13 protein-coding genes are annotated in these 14,483 nt (G+C 62.8%); 9 read left to right on the top strand and 4 right to left on the bottom strand.

Features of this window, described 5'->3' with window-relative positions; all coding sequences use genetic code 11:
* The first annotated feature begins 1 nt into the window (after nt 1).
* From AC07T0_RS09930 to AC07T0_RS09915, 4 genes are all read left to right on the top strand, one after another.
* A complete protein-coding gene (locus AC07T0_RS09930; protein WP_495001002.1) occupies nt 2-1,174 on the top strand; it encodes an efflux RND transporter periplasmic adaptor subunit in 1,173 nt (390 codons plus the stop codon).
* The gene (locus tag AC07T0_RS09925) at nt 1,167-2,654 is read left to right on the top strand and encodes an efflux transporter outer membrane subunit (protein ID WP_495001001.1); all 1,488 of its coding nucleotides are present in this window, start codon (nt 1,167-1,169) and stop codon (nt 2,652-2,654) included. The genes AC07T0_RS09930 and AC07T0_RS09925 overlap by 8 nt, the downstream gene beginning before the upstream one ends.
* A gap of 20 nt (nt 2,655-2,674) precedes the next feature.
* Nucleotides 2,675-3,553, top strand: a complete 879-nt coding sequence (gene yghU / locus AC07T0_RS09920; protein ID WP_495001000.1) for a glutathione-dependent disulfide-bond oxidoreductase — start codon at nt 2,675-2,677, stop codon at nt 3,551-3,553.
* A 132-nt stretch (nt 3,554-3,685) separates the two neighbouring features.
* A complete protein-coding gene (locus AC07T0_RS09915; protein ID WP_495000999.1) occupies nt 3,686-3,871 on the top strand; it encodes a ribbon-helix-helix protein, CopG family in 186 nt (61 codons plus the stop codon).
* A 30-nt stretch (nt 3,872-3,901) separates the two neighbouring features.
* Here the strand turns inward: AC07T0_RS09915 and AC07T0_RS09910 are convergent, their stop codons facing one another.
* From AC07T0_RS09910 to AC07T0_RS09900, 3 genes are all read right to left on the bottom strand, one after another.
* Nucleotides 3,902-5,548, bottom strand: a complete 1,647-nt coding sequence (locus tag AC07T0_RS09910; RefSeq protein WP_495000998.1) for a SulP family inorganic anion transporter — start codon at nt 5,546-5,548, stop codon at nt 3,902-3,904.
* A 116-nt stretch (nt 5,549-5,664) separates the two neighbouring features.
* Nucleotides 5,665-5,931, bottom strand: coding sequence for a hypothetical protein (locus AC07T0_RS09905; protein ID WP_495000997.1), 267 nt, complete (start codon nt 5,929-5,931; stop codon nt 5,665-5,667).
* A gap of 5 nt (nt 5,932-5,936) precedes the next feature.
* Nucleotides 5,937-6,734: a DUF899 domain-containing protein gene (locus AC07T0_RS09900; protein ID WP_495000996.1), complete on the bottom strand. Its 798-nt coding sequence runs from the start codon at nt 6,732-6,734 to the stop codon at nt 5,937-5,939.
* A gap of 122 nt (nt 6,735-6,856) precedes the next feature.
* On the opposite strand from AC07T0_RS09900, the gene AC07T0_RS09895 reads away from it, so the two are divergent.
* From AC07T0_RS09895 to AC07T0_RS09885, 3 genes are all read left to right on the top strand, one after another.
* Nucleotides 6,857-8,077, top strand: a complete 1,221-nt coding sequence (locus AC07T0_RS09895; RefSeq protein ID WP_495000995.1) for a helix-turn-helix domain-containing protein — start codon at nt 6,857-6,859, stop codon at nt 8,075-8,077.
* A gap of 9 nt (nt 8,078-8,086) precedes the next feature.
* Entirely contained in the window at nt 8,087-8,719 is a 633-nt protein-coding gene (locus AC07T0_RS09890; RefSeq protein ID WP_495000994.1) for a Vgb family protein, read from the top strand.
* A gap of 245 nt (nt 8,720-8,964) precedes the next feature.
* Nucleotides 8,965-10,158, top strand: coding sequence for an MFS transporter (locus AC07T0_RS09885; protein ID WP_495000993.1), 1,194 nt, complete (start codon nt 8,965-8,967; stop codon nt 10,156-10,158).
* Nucleotides 10,159-10,297: 139 nt separating this feature from the next.
* On the opposite strand, the gene AC07T0_RS09880 is transcribed toward AC07T0_RS09885, so the two are convergent.
* A complete protein-coding gene (locus AC07T0_RS09880; protein ID WP_495000992.1) occupies nt 10,298-11,068 on the bottom strand; it encodes a DeoR/GlpR family DNA-binding transcription regulator in 771 nt (256 codons plus the stop codon).
* 261 nt (nt 11,069-11,329) lie between these two features.
* Between AC07T0_RS09880 and AC07T0_RS09875 the strand changes: the two genes are divergently transcribed.
* Both AC07T0_RS09875 and AC07T0_RS09870 read left to right on the top strand, forming a co-directional pair.
* Complete coding sequence (locus AC07T0_RS09875; RefSeq protein ID WP_495000991.1) at nt 11,330-12,610, top strand: HAD family hydrolase; 1,281 nt, start codon at nt 11,330-11,332, stop codon at nt 12,608-12,610.
* 217 nt (nt 12,611-12,827) lie between these two features.
* On the top strand, nt 12,828-14,450 hold the full coding sequence (locus AC07T0_RS09870) for a methyl-accepting chemotaxis protein (RefSeq protein ID WP_495000990.1): 1,623 nt from the start codon (nt 12,828-12,830) through the stop codon (nt 14,448-14,450).
* Nucleotides 14,451-14,483: the final 33 nt, after the last annotated feature.

Genomic DNA, 14,483 nt, shown 5'->3' with positions numbered 1-14,483 from the left:
CATGTCCATCGATACCATCGTACCCAATCCGACCCCTCGCGGACGTTCACGTCGGGGTCTGGTCGGCCTGCTGCTGGGGTTGGCCTTCCTGGTCGCCGTTGTGGTGCTGGGCATCAGCGTGCGGGCCAGCGAGTCGCGGCAGCTGAAAACCTGGACCAACGCCCAGGCGCTGCCCAGTGTCAATCTGATTACGCCGGGCGTGCAGGCCCAGGGCCCGGTCCTCAACCTGCCGGGGCGGATGGAGGCTTACTCGCGGGCCTCGATCTTTGCCCGGGTCAATGGTTACCTCAAGTCCTGGAAGGTCGACATCGGCGCCCACGTCAAGGCTGGGCAACTGCTGGCCGAGATCGATACCCCTGAACTCGACCAGCAGTTGCTGCAGGCCCGTGCCAACTTGGCCTCGGCGCAGGCCAATGCGACGCTGGCCGAAACCACGGCCAAGCGCTGGCAGGCGATGCTGGCATCCGATTCGGTGTCGCGCCAGGATGTCGATGAGCGCACCGGCGACCTGGCGGCGAAACGGGCCAACGTCAAGTCGGCCCAGGCCAATGTCGAGCAGTTGGTCGCGACCAAGGGCTTCCAGCGCCTGACCGCACCGTTCGAAGGGGTGGTCACCGCGCGCTCCACCGACGTCGGCGCGCTGATCAGCGCCGGTGGCAGCGCCGGACGGGAGTTGTTCGCCGTTTCGGATGTCAGCCGCCTGCGGATCTACGTGCAAGTGCCGCAGACCTTCTCGCCGCAGATCCGCATCGGCACCACGGCACGGCTCACGGTGCCTGAATACCGCAAGGAATCCTTCAACGCCCGGGTGATTGCCACTGCCGACGCGGTGACGGCATCTTCCGGTAGCACCCTGGTGCAATTGCTGGTGGACAACCCGGGCGGTCGCCTGCTGCCGGGCGGCTATACCAGTGTGCAGTTCGATCTGCCGGTACAGACCGATGTACTGCGCCTGCCCGCCAGCGCCCTGGTGTTCGACGATCACGGCATGCGGGTCGCGACCCTCGACAAGAACGATCATGTGCAGTTCAAGGCCATCAGCATTTCCCGGGACTTTGGCGACTCCGTGGAGATCGGCAGCGGCCTGGGCGCCAGTGACCGGGTGATCGACACGCCACCCGATGGCCTGGGCGACAACGACGCGGTACGGGTGGAGATCAAACCCCATGGCTAAACACAGCGCGCCGTGGCCCTCGGGCTTGTGTCTGATCGCGACCCTGGGCCTGAGTGCCTGCTCGCTTGCGCCGCCGATGAACGTGCCGAAGACCCCCGAGCCCGGGCAGTTCCATACCCAGGGCCCGTGGACGCTGGCCACGCCCAACGATCAGTCCAGCCGGGAAGGCTGGTGGCGCATCTACAATGACCCGCAACTGGACGCCATGCAGCAGCAGTTGCTCGACCACAACCCCGACCTGAGCGCCGCGTTGGCGCATTATCTCCAGGCCCAGGCGTTTGTTGCCCAGACCCGCTCCGGGTTGTTTCCCAAGGTCGAGGCGATCGGCAATGGCCAGCGCCTGCGCCAGTCGGAAACGCGACCGTTGCGTTCGTCCACCTCGCCGAATGTCTACAGTTCCGCCACCCTGGGCGTCGAGGTGGACTATGAGGTCGACCTCTGGGGCCGGGTGCGCGACTCGGTGGCGGCGGGTGTCAACGAAGCCCAGGCGGCACAGGCCGATCTGGCCTCGGTGCGCCTGAGCCTGCAGGCCCAGTTGACGGACAATTACATCCATCTGCGCGGCCTCGACTGGCAGAACCAGTTGCTGAGCGAAACCCGCGATGCCTATACCAAGGCGCTGAGCCTGACCGAGGGGCTGCACGGTGGTGGGATCGTCTCCGGCCTGGATGTGGCGCGGGCGCGTACCCAGCTGTCCTCGGTCAAGTCGCAGTTGAGCCAGAATCGAGTGCAGCGGGCGTTGATCGAGCATGCGATTGCCGCGATGCTGGGTGAGTCGGCGTCGACCTATGCCATTGCCTCGAACACCGCGCCGATGGCCTTGCCCAATGTCCCCACGGGCCTGCCTTCGACGCTGTTGCAGCGGCGCCCGGACATTGCCGCCGCCGAACGCCGGATCGCCGCCGCCAACGCCCGGATCGGCGTGGCCCGGGCTGCCTGGTTTCCGGCCATCACCCTGAGTGCCCAGGGCGGCTATCAAAGTGATGAGTTCGCCAACCTGCTGACGGCCCCGAACCTGTTCTGGGCCCTAGGTCCTTCGCTGGTGACGACCCTGTTCGACGCGGGTGCACGCCAGGCCCAGGTGGATATTGCCAAGGCAGCCACCGATGAGGCCGCGGCCAAGTACCGCAGTCTGGTGCTCGGTGCTTTCGAGCAGGTCGAGGACAACCTTTCGACCATCGCCGGGCTGGACAGCGCCCTGGTCGACCAGCGTGACGCCGCCGCGGCCGCGCAGTATTCCGAGGACCTGTCCCTGGCCCGCTACCGCCAGGGCGCTGTCGCCTATCTGGATGTGGTGACGGCGCAGGTCGCTTCGCTGGAAGCACGACGTTCGGTACTGCAATTGCAAACCCAGCAGTTGAGCGCCAATGTCGGCTTGATCAAGGCGCTGGGTGGTGGTTGGAATATCACGAAGTTGAACGCCAAGCCTGAGGTTGCAGTCAATCAGGCTGGCGCAGGCAGCGCCGCGGCGCCCCATTGACCCCAAAGAGTATATCGAGCATGACCCACTCATCAGAATACCTGCCACCCAAGGTCTGGACCTGGAGCCGCGAAAACGGCGGTAAATTCGCCAGTATCAATCGCCCGATCGCCGGTGCGACCCACGACCAGGACCTGCCGGTCGGACGTCACCCGCTGCAGCTGTATTCCCTGGCCACGCCCAATGGCCAGAAGGTCACCATCCTGCTGGAGGAACTGCTGGCGCTCGGTCACTCGGGGGCGGAATACGACGCCTGGTTGATCCGTATTGGCGAGGGGGAACAGTTCGGCAGTGGTTTTGTCGGTGTGAATCCGAACTCCAAGATCCCGGCGTTGATGGATTACAGCGGCCCGAAACCGATTCGGATCTTCGAGTCGGGGGCGATCTTGCAGTACCTCGCCGAGAAGTTCGGCGTGTTCCTCCCGACCGAGCCCGCGGCCCGTGCCGAATGCCTGTCCTGGTTGTTCTGGCAGATGGGCAGCGCGCCGTACCTGGGCGGCGGCTTTGGGCACTTCTATGCCTATGCGCCGACCAAGATCGAATATGCGATCGACCGCTTTGCCATGGAAACCAAGCGCCAGCTCGACGTGCTCGACAAGCGGCTTGCCGTCAGCGAATACATCGCGGGCAGCGAGTACAGCATCGCCGACATCGCGATCTGGCCCTGGTATGGCGGTCTGGTGAAGGGGCGGCTCTACGAGGCGGCGGAATTTCTTTCGGTACAGGACTACCCGCATGTCCGGCGTTGGGCCGATGCCATCGACGCACGTCCCGCCGTGCAGCGTGGGCGCATGGTCAACCGGGTCTCCGGGGAGCCTTCCAGCCAGCTGCGCGAGCGTCATGATGCGAGCGATTTCGACACCCGCACCGAAGACAAGCTGACTGTTGCGAGTGAGTAGTCCTGGCGATAACGACGTCTACGCAAGATGACGAGGCGGCGTGCGGTGGTTGCCCGGGTAAGGAGGTGACAAGCTGGAGAGCGCTTATTATAATTTGATTATCATAGGCCGCTTCAGAGTGTCGACACCTCCATGGAAAGCAAGACCGCACGCTTGACCGTACTGATTGATCCGGTCAAGAAAAAGGCCCTTGAGGAGCTTTGCGCTGCTCAGGACCTGACGCCGTCCCAGGTGGTTCGCCAGCTGATTCGCGACTATCTGGAAACCCACGGTGTTTCCTATTCGACCCAAAGCAAGGCGGCTGGCAGGGGGCAGTGACCCGGCCATGCGACGCCAGGCAGGCCGCGGTTACTGCCTGGGTGGGCTGGCTGCGCTCAGTGCCGAATTGAAGTCGGCATGGTAATGCTCAGGCCCCAGCGCCTGGAGTATCCCGGCCTTGCGCAGCTTGCCGAGGACTTTCTCGTTGGCTTCGCACAACTTCACGGCAATACTGCGGTTGCGTAACTGCTCGATGACTTCAAGCAGGGTCTGCAAGCCGGTGATGTCCATGAAGGGCACGTGATTCAGGCGAATGATCAGGGTCCCGGGGTCGGTGTGGGTCTGCGCCAGGACACGTTCGAAGGTTTCCGCCGCGCCGAAGAACAACGGCCCCTCAATGCCATAGACCAGGACATTCGGCGGCAAATCGACATGGCCGTTGAGGCGCAGCTCGACTTCCAGGTCCTTGCCGACCATTTTCTGCACTTCCACCGAAGACGCCATCCGCCGCATGAATTGCAGCATGGCGAGAATGACGCCGATATTCACCGCAATGGTCAGGTCGCTGAAGACCGTCAGCAGGAAGGTGATCAGCAATATCGCGATATCAGCCCGTGGCGCCCGCTGGAGCATGCGCTTGAAGTGTTTCAGCTCGCTCATGTTGTAGGCTACGACAAACAGGATGGCCGCAAGGGCGCACAGCGGGATGTTCGAAGCCAACGGTGCCAGGAAAGAAATCAGCAGCACCAACGTGAGCGCATGGGCCAGTCCGGCCAGCGGGCTGTTGCCGCCGTTGCGGATATTGGTGGCGGTTCGGGCAATCGCCCCGGTAGCGGCAAAACCACCGAACAAGGGACTGAGCAGGTTGGCGATGCCCTGGCCGATGAGTTCCTGGTTGGAGTCATGCCGGGTGCCGGCCATGCCATCGGCGACCACCGCCGAGAGCAACGACTCGATGGCGCCCAGCATGGCGATGGCGAACGCCGGGCCAATCAATTCGATGATTCGCGGCAGGGTCACTTCCGGCAGGCTCAAGGTCGGCAGCCCCTGGGGGATTCCGCCGAAGGCACTGCCGATCGTGGCCACCCCGGAAAACTGGAAAATCGACTGTATGGCGGTAGCGACCACCATCGCCACCAACGGCCCGGGCACGCGTTTCATGCCGGGTAGCCGGGGTGTGAGCAGGACCAGCAGCAGGCTCAGGAGCGCCAGCAGGGTGGTCGCCGGATGAAGGTTTGGTAGCGCTTCGAGCAGGTGCCAGAGCCGCTCATGGAAATGTCCGTCGGCGATTTTCGGCAGGCCGAAGAAATCTTTCCATTGCCCGACCCAGATAATTACCCCGATGCCGGCGGTGAAACCGACGATCACCGGATCAGGGATGAACTTGATAATGGCGCCGAGCCGGGTGATCCCGAGCGTCAGCAGAATCGCCCCGGCCATGAACGAGGCTATCTGCAGGCCGTCAATGCCGTAACGGGCCGTGATGCTGGCCAGGATCACGATAAAGGCGCCCGTGGGACCGGCGATCTGCACCCGGCTGCCGCCGAACAAGGACACCAGCAGGCCACCGACAATGGCGGTGTAGATGCCTTGTTCGGGCTTGACCCCCGAGGCGATGGCAAAGGCCATGGACAGCGGTAGCGCGACGATCCCGACGATAACGCCCGCGACCAGGTTGCGCGACCAGTGCTTGCGCCCCAGCAATCCGGACTTCCAGGCTTCTCGTATCGCAATCATGACGCTTACTCCAAGGTGGTCATGTGCATAACATTAACATGCAATGATAACCAAAGAGCAATAGGCTGCCTGCAACCCTGGGCGATGTTCGACCCCTTGCCGGTCGCCATCGTCGATCAGCCGCCGCGGCCGCCAATCAGCCGCAGCCAGGGCGGCAGATGGACGGCGCCCATGATCAGGTACATCGTCAGCATGCCGTTGAGCGCAAAGGCTCCCGGCATTGAGGCACAGATCATATCCGTGCCTGGGTCGAGGGCCGTGAGCAGTGCCATGATGGCGAAGATTGGCGCGGCCGCCAGGCACAGCCCGTCGGCAATACCCAGGGCATTGCCGACGGGCGTGCCTGTCGATCTGCCTTCCAGAGCCCGCTTGGACGAGAACATGCGGGTTACTCCTGGCCGTATTCGTCGTGGCGCCGCCACCAGATACCTTGTTCGTTGCGGCCCTTGGGTGCGCGGTCGAGCCATTGATACATGCCCCAGATACCATCCACCCCACGCGCATAGGCGGAGTAGGTATGGTAGACCTCGCCTTTTTCGAGCACGAAGGCACTGATGCCGGGCCGGTCACGGGTGTAGGTGGCAATGTCGGTGCCGGTCGTCGCGGCGATCCGCGCAATCGGACTTTCGCTGCCCTGCAACTGCCATTCCTGGACGGTCTGGCCTCTCTGGGGACCCGCCAAGGGCGCCTCGCGCAGATAGTTATAGACGATGCCGCCCTCGCGCTGCTGCTCTTCGCTGAACCAGACGTTGAAGTCGCTGTTGAAATCGCTGCCGAACGAGCTGGCCCAGTCAAAGCTCCAGCCCATGCGTTGCTTGAACGCTTGCAGCTTGGCCAGCGGTGCCCGCGAGATGGCGGTGAAGGCGACATCATGGTGCTCGAGATGGACAACGACACCATTGAAACCATCGGCGATCGAGGAACAGGACGGGCAGCCGGCACTGTAATCGGGCCCGAACATGAAGTGATAGACGAGCAGTTGCGAGCGGCCCTTGAACAGTTCCTGCAACGAGACGCTGCCCGCCGGGGTGTCGAAGCGGTAGGCCTTGTCGATCCGTACCCAGGGCAGGGCCTGACGTCGCAGGGCCAGGGCGTCGCCACGTCGGGTCAGTTCTTTTTCATCCGCCAGCAGTTCGAGTCGCGCCGCCAGCCATTCTTCGCGGGTGCCTATCTTCTGTGTGCTCATCATGGTTCTCCATTTGCCATTGCTCGTCGTACCATCGGTCGTGCGAGCAGTTACCGGGTGGTTGTGAGCAGACTAAGGCGGGCCCAGCGGATGGTGGGAGTGACAAGTTTGACGGGATGTCCATGGACGCGCTGATCAGCGCCGCGGCGCGCTTGCTTGCGCGCGGTGATGTCCTCGGCGCCTTGAAGCGGGTCGCCCTGCGCGACGACGGGCCCGCGCTTGCGCTGCGCGGTATTGCCATGGCGCAATTGGGCGAACGGGTTCGCGCCAGGGCCCTGCTCAAGCTCGCCGCCCGTGCCTTCGGTTCGCAAGAGGTGGTGGCGAGGGCGCGCTGCGTCGTCGCCGAAGCCGAGATCGCACTGGTCTCGCGTGACCTGGCCTGGCCGGCCAAGACCCTGGCGAGTGCGCGGGCGGTGCTTGAGGAGCATGGCGACCATTTGAATGCCGCGCATGCCCGGCACCTGGAAATCCGGCTGCTGCTCTTGACCGGCCATCTTGACGAGGCCGCAGGTCTGCTGGGCGAGCTTGAACCGACATTGCTGCCCCCACCATTGAGGACCGCTTACGAGTTGGCCAGCGCCGGGATCGCTATCCGGCGCTTGCAGACGGGCGCGGCGCGCGCCGCGCTGCAGCGGGCGGAAAATGCCGCGCATGAGGCGGGGATTCATGCGCTCGCCGCCGAAGTCGAAAGCGCCGCCCAGGTGCTGAGCAGGCCAGCGGCACGCCTGATCACGCGGGGCGAGGAGCGCTTGATAGGGCTGGAGGAAGTCGAGCAACTGTTTGCCTCGGCGGCGCTGGTGGTGGATGCCTGCCGCTACACGGTGGGTGAGGGCAATGCGCGGGTATCGCTGACGACGCGGCCGGTCTTGTTCGTGTTGCTCCGTGCCCTTGCCGAGAACTGGCCAGGCGCTGTCTCGCGGCAGACCCTTATCGCCCGGGCATTCCGCGGCAAGGAGGCCGACGAATCGCAGCGGGTCCGGCTACGGGTCGAAATCGGCCGGCTGCGGGGCGAGATTCGTCCATTCGCACAGGTGAGGGCGACCGGCGAGGGCTTTGTGCTCACGTTGCGACAGGCCCAGGCGCTGGTCATCCTGGCGCCGCCGGTCGAGGAGCGGCATGGCGGCGTGCTCGCGCTTTTAGCCGATGGCGAATCCTGGTCGAGCTCGGCCCTGGCGATCGCCCTGGGGACAAGCCCGCGCACGGTGCAGCGGGCGCTCGATGCCCTGGCGGCGACAGGCAAGGTGCAAGGCTTCGGCCGCGGACCGGCACGCCGCTGGGCGCTTGCATCCGTACCGGGATTCCCGTCAGTCTTGTTACTCCCAGGTCCGCTGACCAGCGGCTAGACTGAGCTCATGAAAAACTCTCAAGCTGAAATTCTTCGTGAATATGGGCCTTTTCCAGGCGCCGACTCGGTGGCTGGCGTGACTTATGACGGCCAGCATGTCTGGTTTGCCTCGGGCGACAGGCTCAACGCCCTCGACCCGGAAACCGGGGAGGTGGTGCGTTCGATCGAGGTTGCCGCACAGGCCGGAACCGCCTTCGATGGCCAGTACCTGTACCAGATTGGCGAAGGTCGTATCCGCAAGATCGATCCAAAGAGCGGTGAGCTGCTCTCGACCATCCCGGCCCCCGGCAATGGCGGCGACTCCGGGCTGGCCTGGGCCGAAGGGACGCTGTGGGTCGGGCAGTATCAGGGCCGCCGGATCCATCAGGTCGATCCCGAAACCGGGGCCGTTCTGCGCATTATCGAATCGAACCGCTTCGTCACGGGGGTTACCTGGGTCGATGGCGAGCTTTGGCATGGTACTTGGGAAGACGACAAGAGCGATGTCCGGCGGCTCAATCCGCAAACCGGCGCGCTGCTGGAACGCATCGATATGCCCGCTGGCATGGGGGTGTCGGGGCTTGAGTCGGATGGTGAAAATCGGTTTTTTTGCGGTGGCGGGAATAGCGGCAGGATCCGCGCGGTCCGCCGCCCCAGGTAAGCCGGCAGACCTGCTGCGCTTATCCGGACGCCATCGCCGGCAAGCCGGCTGCCACCGCTCCGTGTATCACCGCACACCATCGTGGTGCCCGAAACTGGGTTGCAACGGGTGCTGCGATCCATTTTTTTCGAGCTGTCTCTGCTCGGAAAAACGTACAAGCTTTTCTATCTTTACTCCGCGATTTCGCTAGCTAACCGTACGCCGGGCAGTGCTAAAAAGCACACTGAACAACGCCTGGAAAAAACATGACATCCTCCTCACTCCCTCGTTCCCACTCAGGATTTGGCGCTTTCTGCATGGCCAGTTTCCTGCTTTCGGTCGCTTACGGCTCAACCTTCCTGCTGGCCTTGCTGGTCAAGTCCTTTGGCGGCAACGAACATGATGCCGGGCAGGTCATTGCCACCGCGATGCTCAGCACCCTGGCCGCAGTCGTCGGCTCGGGGCATCTGATGAATCGCTGGGGCGCCGCGCGCTGTGTCGCCTTCGCCGCCGGCTGCCTGGCCTGTGCTTCGCTGGGTTTTGCGCTGGTTCCGGGGCTGGGGGGCGCGCTGATGTCTTGCGCTCTGGTGCTGGGCCTGGGCTGGGGGATTTTCTACACCCTGGGACCGATCATGGTCACGGCAATGGTCGAACCGGCGCGGCGCACCCACTGCTTTGCCTTGCTCTCGGGCAGCATGTTGAGCGGTATCGGCAGCGGGCCGATCAGCGGCAAGCTCGCCGGTTACTTCGGCTTGCCGATCCAGACGGCATTCTTCTGCGCCGCCGCCACCGCGATACTCGGCGGGCTGTATTTCTGGCACCTGGGTGGTCGCGACCAGACGGGCGCCACTAACCGGCCGGTCATCAAGATCAGCGTGGCGTCAGCCGTTCAGGTGCTGCGCTCCAGGTCCGTGTTCTCGATCCTGATGGTCGGGCTGGGCGGTGCGATCTTCGGTGGTCTGGGCAGCTTTCAAACCAGCTATGCGGCCAGCCTCGGACTCGACTATTCGCTGTTTTTCCTCTGTTTCATGGGCGCCGCCATCGCCTGTCGGCTGCTGATTGCCGGTTGGGTGGTCAAGCGTAACCCCTTTGCCGCCTCCAGCGTATTGACCACGCTGATGCTGCTGGCGGTACTCGGTTTCGGCCAATGGGTGCACGACAGCCTGAGCTACGGCGCCATGGCGGCTTTGCTGGGTATCGGCTACGGCCTGAACTATTCGGTGATCAACGGGCTGGCGGCCAATGAAGCGCCGCCGGGGCTGACCGCACAGGCGCTGCTGCTGTTCAGCCTGGCCTATTTCCTCGGGGTTTTTGGTTTCCCCTTCGTAGCTGGCAAGCTGATCGCCGATGGCGGCGTGCACGGCATGCTGTTCAGTACCCTGCTGATTGCCGCGCTGGTGTGGATCATCAGCCTTGGCCGCTGGCTGGGGGATTCGGCGCTTTCAGGCATACGCGAATGAACGGGCGGTGCAAAATTCGTCAGCGCTATCGCCAGCAAGTTCCGCCGCGTTGGTCTCTCACCACCCGTCTAATCGTGACACCAGACACAAGCCGGCTTGCTGCCGATAGCGATTCTGGATGCCCCGACGACCCGGGGTATCAAGCCAGGATAATCTCCTTGAACCTGACTTTCAGTGCGTCGAACGCGGCTTCGTCGCTGGCCCGCTGATTGGTCACCAGCACGTCGATGCGCTCCGCTGGGCAGAAACTGACACGGCTCTGCACGCCCAGTTTGCTGTAGTCGGCCAGGATCACCACCCGTTCGGTGTGCTCGACCATGGCCCGGGCCACTTCGCTTTCGCGGTGGTCGTAGTTGCTGGCGCCCTGATGGACGTCCACCCCCACCGGTGAGAGCAGTGCCAGATCAGCGCGGTAGCGGCCGATTTCCGCCACCGTGGTAGCGCCCACCGTGGCCGGTGCGCGATCGCCAAGGGTGCCGCCGAGGACGATCACTTCGTTGTGCTGGCTACCCGGCGCGCTGCCGCCGCGCAGTTGCAGCGCGACGTTGAACGAGTTGGTGATCACGGTCAGCCCGCCCAGCTTGGCCAACTCCTGGGCAAAAATTTCAGTGGTGGTGCCGGCGTCGATAAAGATCGTCTGGCCATGGGCGAGCAGGCCGACCGCGGCGCGGGCCAGGTCACGCTTGAACTTGACGTTGATATGGACGCGCTCGGCAATCGGCGCCTCGTCCTCGACGTTGATCGCACCGCCGTGGATGCGTTTCAACTCGCCCAGGGTTTCCAGCGCCACCAGGTCGCGCCGCACGGTCTCGCGGGAAACATTCAGTTCCGTGACAATGCGGTCGGTGGTCACACGCTGCAAGGTCGCCAGCAGTGCACGAATCCGCTGGTAACGCTCTTCTTGCCACATACCTCATGTCCTTACTGTTGGGATCGCTATCCGAGCACGCATTGTGGAAGACGGGACAGCGCTGTCAAGTTCGGTCGCCCATCACTGTCGGTGAGAAAGTGTCGATGTGCCATAAATGTGTAATATTGTGGCATTGTTGTATTTATATGTATTTGGCGCTAGCCTCGTCGCCGGGCGGCCCGTCCCCTGCGCCCTTGTCTTGAAACACGCTCTCGCCGTCGCCCCGTTTGCGACCATTCTTCTAATTCCAGGAGTTATGCCATGCAGCGTCGCCAGTTTCTGAATACCCTTGCCGCCGTTTCCGTTGTCAGTCCCTTGTTGTTGAGTGGCCGCCTTGCCGAGGCCTCCACCGCCAAGGCCACGCCGAGCGCACTGGACCCGGCGCGCTGGTCGCCGTTGAACCAGAAGCGCCTGCAGGCGGTGCTCGACCAGCATGGCCTGAAGAGTGCGTCCTACCACCCGGACAAACGCCCGTACGCGGTGTTCGACTGGGACAACACCTGCATCATGAACGACTGCGAAGAGGCGCTGCTGGTCTACCAGATGAACCACTTGCAGTACAAACTCAACCCCGACGAGTTTGCCGCCGTGCTGCGCCAGGACGTGCCGAACGGTGCGTTTATGAAGGACTACCTGACGGTCGACGGCAAGCCAGTGAACATGGAAGACATCGCCGCCGACGTCGAAGCCGACTACCGCTGGTTGCACGCCAACTACCAGGGCCTGGCCGGCAGCAAGAGCCTGGAGGAAATCCAGGCCACCGATCAGTTCAAGGACTTCTTCACCAAGCTCTACTTCATGTATGACGCGATCTGCGACAGCTACCCGGTGGAGATCGGCTACAAGTGGATCATCTACTTCTACAAGAACATGAGCACCGCCGAGTTGCAGGCGATGGCCGAGGCCTCCAACAACCATGACCTGGGTGATGGCCTGCGCAAGGTCAGGTACGAGAGCCCGCGCAGCTTGCCGGGCAAGGCCGGGGTGGTCGCCGATACGCACTTCCACGGCATCCGTATCCACGAGGAAATCCGTGGCCTGATGCACACGCTGCGAGCCAACGGCATCGACGTCTATATCAGCACCGCGTCCATCGATGACGTGGTCCGGGTGTTCGCTGGCCATCCCAACTACGGTTATGGCGTACCGCCGGAAAACGTGATCGGCCTGCGCCTGGCGATGAAAGACGGCAAGTACGACAGCAGCTACCTGCCGGGCTGGCACTTCAACTACGGCCCGGGCAAGACCGTCGGGATCAAGAACGTGCTGGTGGCGAAGAAGGGCTATGGCCCGGTGCTGGTGGCTGGCGACAGCGACGGCGATGCCTGGATGTTGCGTGACTTCAAGGACACCGCCGTGGGCGTGATTGTCAACCGCATGAAAAAGGGCGAGATCGGTGCCGACAGCCAGAAGGCCGCCGAGCAGTTGGGCAAGGCGGACGCCCGTTTCGTCCTGCAGGGGCGCGACGAACAGACCGGCCTGATGATTCCGGATGAGAAGTCGATCAAGTACGGCAAGACCGAGCGCAAGCTGCTGGCGTAAGTCTGTCGGCTCGCGGGTGGCGCCAGGCTGCCCGTGAGTCGCGGTAATAAAGGTTTTCGCCCAAAGGCCTGTTGATACAACTGGCACGTCATATCGAGCGCCAGCCAAGGTGACCCGAACGCTGAAACCGCTCCTTTGCAAGGGACGTACTACACTGCTGGAGTGATTGGCGTCCCCGCAAGCGAACGTTCACGCAGCCTGGCCTCGGAGTGGTTTCATGAAGACAAGGAACATCAGGTTGACCCTCAGATCGGCCCTCGCTTTCGGGCTGATCTGCCTGTTGCTGATCAGCCTCGGAGTGACCTCGCTGTATCGGATGAAAGAAATCCACGACGCGTCTCTGAGGCTGCAAACGGACTGGCTGCCGAGTGTGCGTCAGGCCGGTCGCATTCAAGATGCGGGGCAACTCTACCGGCTCGATGCCCGTCGCTTTGTCATGGATGAAGAGCGCCAAAGCAAAAGCTCCCTGGACAAACTGCAGGCGCTGAAAGTCGTCCTGAGCCAGGAAACCGAAAAATATGCTTCGCGGGTTTCCAGTCCCGAAGAAAAACAGCTTTATGATCAGGTGATCAGTGATGTGCGCAATTACCAGGACCTGATCGATCGACTGGTGAGCATGAGTTCGGCCGCATCCTTCGAGAGCATGACCCACTTCATTCGTGACACCACCAGTGACGCGGCGAAGAAGTTGCAAGCTTCGATTCAAGCGCTGATCCGCCTCAACGAGGAGGGGGCCGAGCATTCGGGGCAGCTGTCAAACACCAGCTATGACAGCGCGCTCTTGCTGACACTGATATTCATGGTGCTGGCCCTGGTGATCAGTTGTGCCGTGGCGCTGCTGTTTACCCGCAGTATCGCGCAGCCGATCAATGCCCTGCGTCTGTCGATGCAGAAGATCGCCGACGGTGACCTGAAGAGCAAGGTGGAGGTCAGCGGGCGGGATGAAATCACCGACCTGCAGACGGTCGCCGCCGCCATGCGTTCGAGTCTCAAGAACACCATCGAACATATCTCCGACTCGTCCCGACAGCTGGCCTCGGCGGCTGAGCAGATGAGCGCGATTACCCATGAGTCGACGAAGGGTATTCAAAAGCAGAGCGTTGAAACCGACCAGGCCGCCACCGCGGTCAACCAGATGACCGCCGCGGTCGAGGAAGTGGCCAGAAATGCCGTTGCGGCTTCACAGTCCACCCAGGCCTCGGAAAGCTCGGCACGGATCGTCCAGGATCGAGTCGATGAAACCATCGGCTCCATTGAGCGCTTGAGCAGCCGTGTCGAACAGACCAAAACCGATATAGAAGGTCTGGCCGGACAGGCCCTGCATATTGCCAAGGTGCTCGACGTGATTGGCGCCATCGCCGAGCAGACCAACCTGCTGGCGTTGAACGCCGCCATCGAAGCCGCCCGGGCTGGCGAGCAGGGCCGTGGCTTTGCGGTGGTCGCGGACGAGGTACGTGCCCTGGCCCATCGGACCCAGCAGTCGACCCAGGAAATCGAGCAGATGGTCAAGGGTATCCAGCTCGACTCGAAGAAGGCCGTGGAGTCGATGAACCACAGCAGCGAAGAAACCCGGGTGACCCGTTCACTGGCCCACGAGACGGGCCTGGCAATCAAGGAGGTGACCCTGTCGATCTCGCATATCAATGAAAAGAACCTGCTGATCGCCACGGCTTCCGAGCAACAGGCGCAGGTGTCCAGGTCAGTTGACCGTAACCTGATGAGTATTCGTGATCTTTCCATTCAAAGCTCGTCGGCCGCCAGCCAGACGTCGATCGCCAGTGGCGAGCTGTCGAAACTGGCGGGAAGCCTGAATCACCTGATCGCGCGGTTTTCGCTGTAGCCGGACCTCCAGCGAGGTGCTCCAGCGTGATAA

The sequence above is a fragment of the Pseudomonas sp. GW821-FHT04D07 genome (genome assembly GCF_059420225.1).
Note: the sequence above shows the minus strand (reverse complement) of the source record. Positions and strands in the feature narration are given on the sequence as shown.

Bases quoted from the DNA above. Each gene is read 5' to 3' on its own strand.
- AC07T0_RS09915 (WP_495000999.1), top strand. From the start codon at position 3,686: ATGGAAAGCAAGACCGCACGCTTGACCGTACTGATTGATCCGGTCAAG.
- AC07T0_RS09905 (WP_495000997.1), bottom strand. From the start codon at position 5,931: ATGTTCTCGTCCAAGCGGGCTCTGGAAGGCAGATCGACAGGCACGCCC.
- AC07T0_RS09890 (WP_495000994.1), top strand. From the start codon at position 8,087: ATGAAAAACTCTCAAGCTGAAATTCTTCGTGAATATGGGCCTTTTCCA.
- yghU (WP_495001000.1), top strand. From the start codon at position 2,675: ATGACCCACTCATCAGAATACCTGCCACCCAAGGTCTGGACCTGGAGC.
- AC07T0_RS09900 (WP_495000996.1), bottom strand. From the start codon at position 6,734: ATGAGCACACAGAAGATAGGCACCCGCGAAGAATGGCTGGCGGCGCGA.
- AC07T0_RS09880 (WP_495000992.1), bottom strand. From the start codon at position 11,068: ATGTGGCAAGAAGAGCGTTACCAGCGGATTCGTGCACTGCTGGCGACC.
- AC07T0_RS09875 (WP_495000991.1), top strand. From the start codon at position 11,330: ATGCAGCGTCGCCAGTTTCTGAATACCCTTGCCGCCGTTTCCGTTGTC.
- AC07T0_RS09910 (WP_495000998.1), bottom strand. From the start codon at position 5,548: ATGATTGCGATACGAGAAGCCTGGAAGTCCGGATTGCTGGGGCGCAAG.
- AC07T0_RS09870 (WP_495000990.1), top strand. From the start codon at position 12,828: ATGAAGACAAGGAACATCAGGTTGACCCTCAGATCGGCCCTCGCTTTC.
- AC07T0_RS09895 (WP_495000995.1), top strand. From the start codon at position 6,857: ATGGACGCGCTGATCAGCGCCGCGGCGCGCTTGCTTGCGCGCGGTGAT.
- AC07T0_RS09930 (WP_495001002.1), top strand. From the start codon at position 2: ATGTCCATCGATACCATCGTACCCAATCCGACCCCTCGCGGACGTTCA.
- AC07T0_RS09925 (WP_495001001.1), top strand. From the start codon at position 1,167: ATGGCTAAACACAGCGCGCCGTGGCCCTCGGGCTTGTGTCTGATCGCG.
- AC07T0_RS09885 (WP_495000993.1), top strand. From the start codon at position 8,965: ATGACATCCTCCTCACTCCCTCGTTCCCACTCAGGATTTGGCGCTTTC.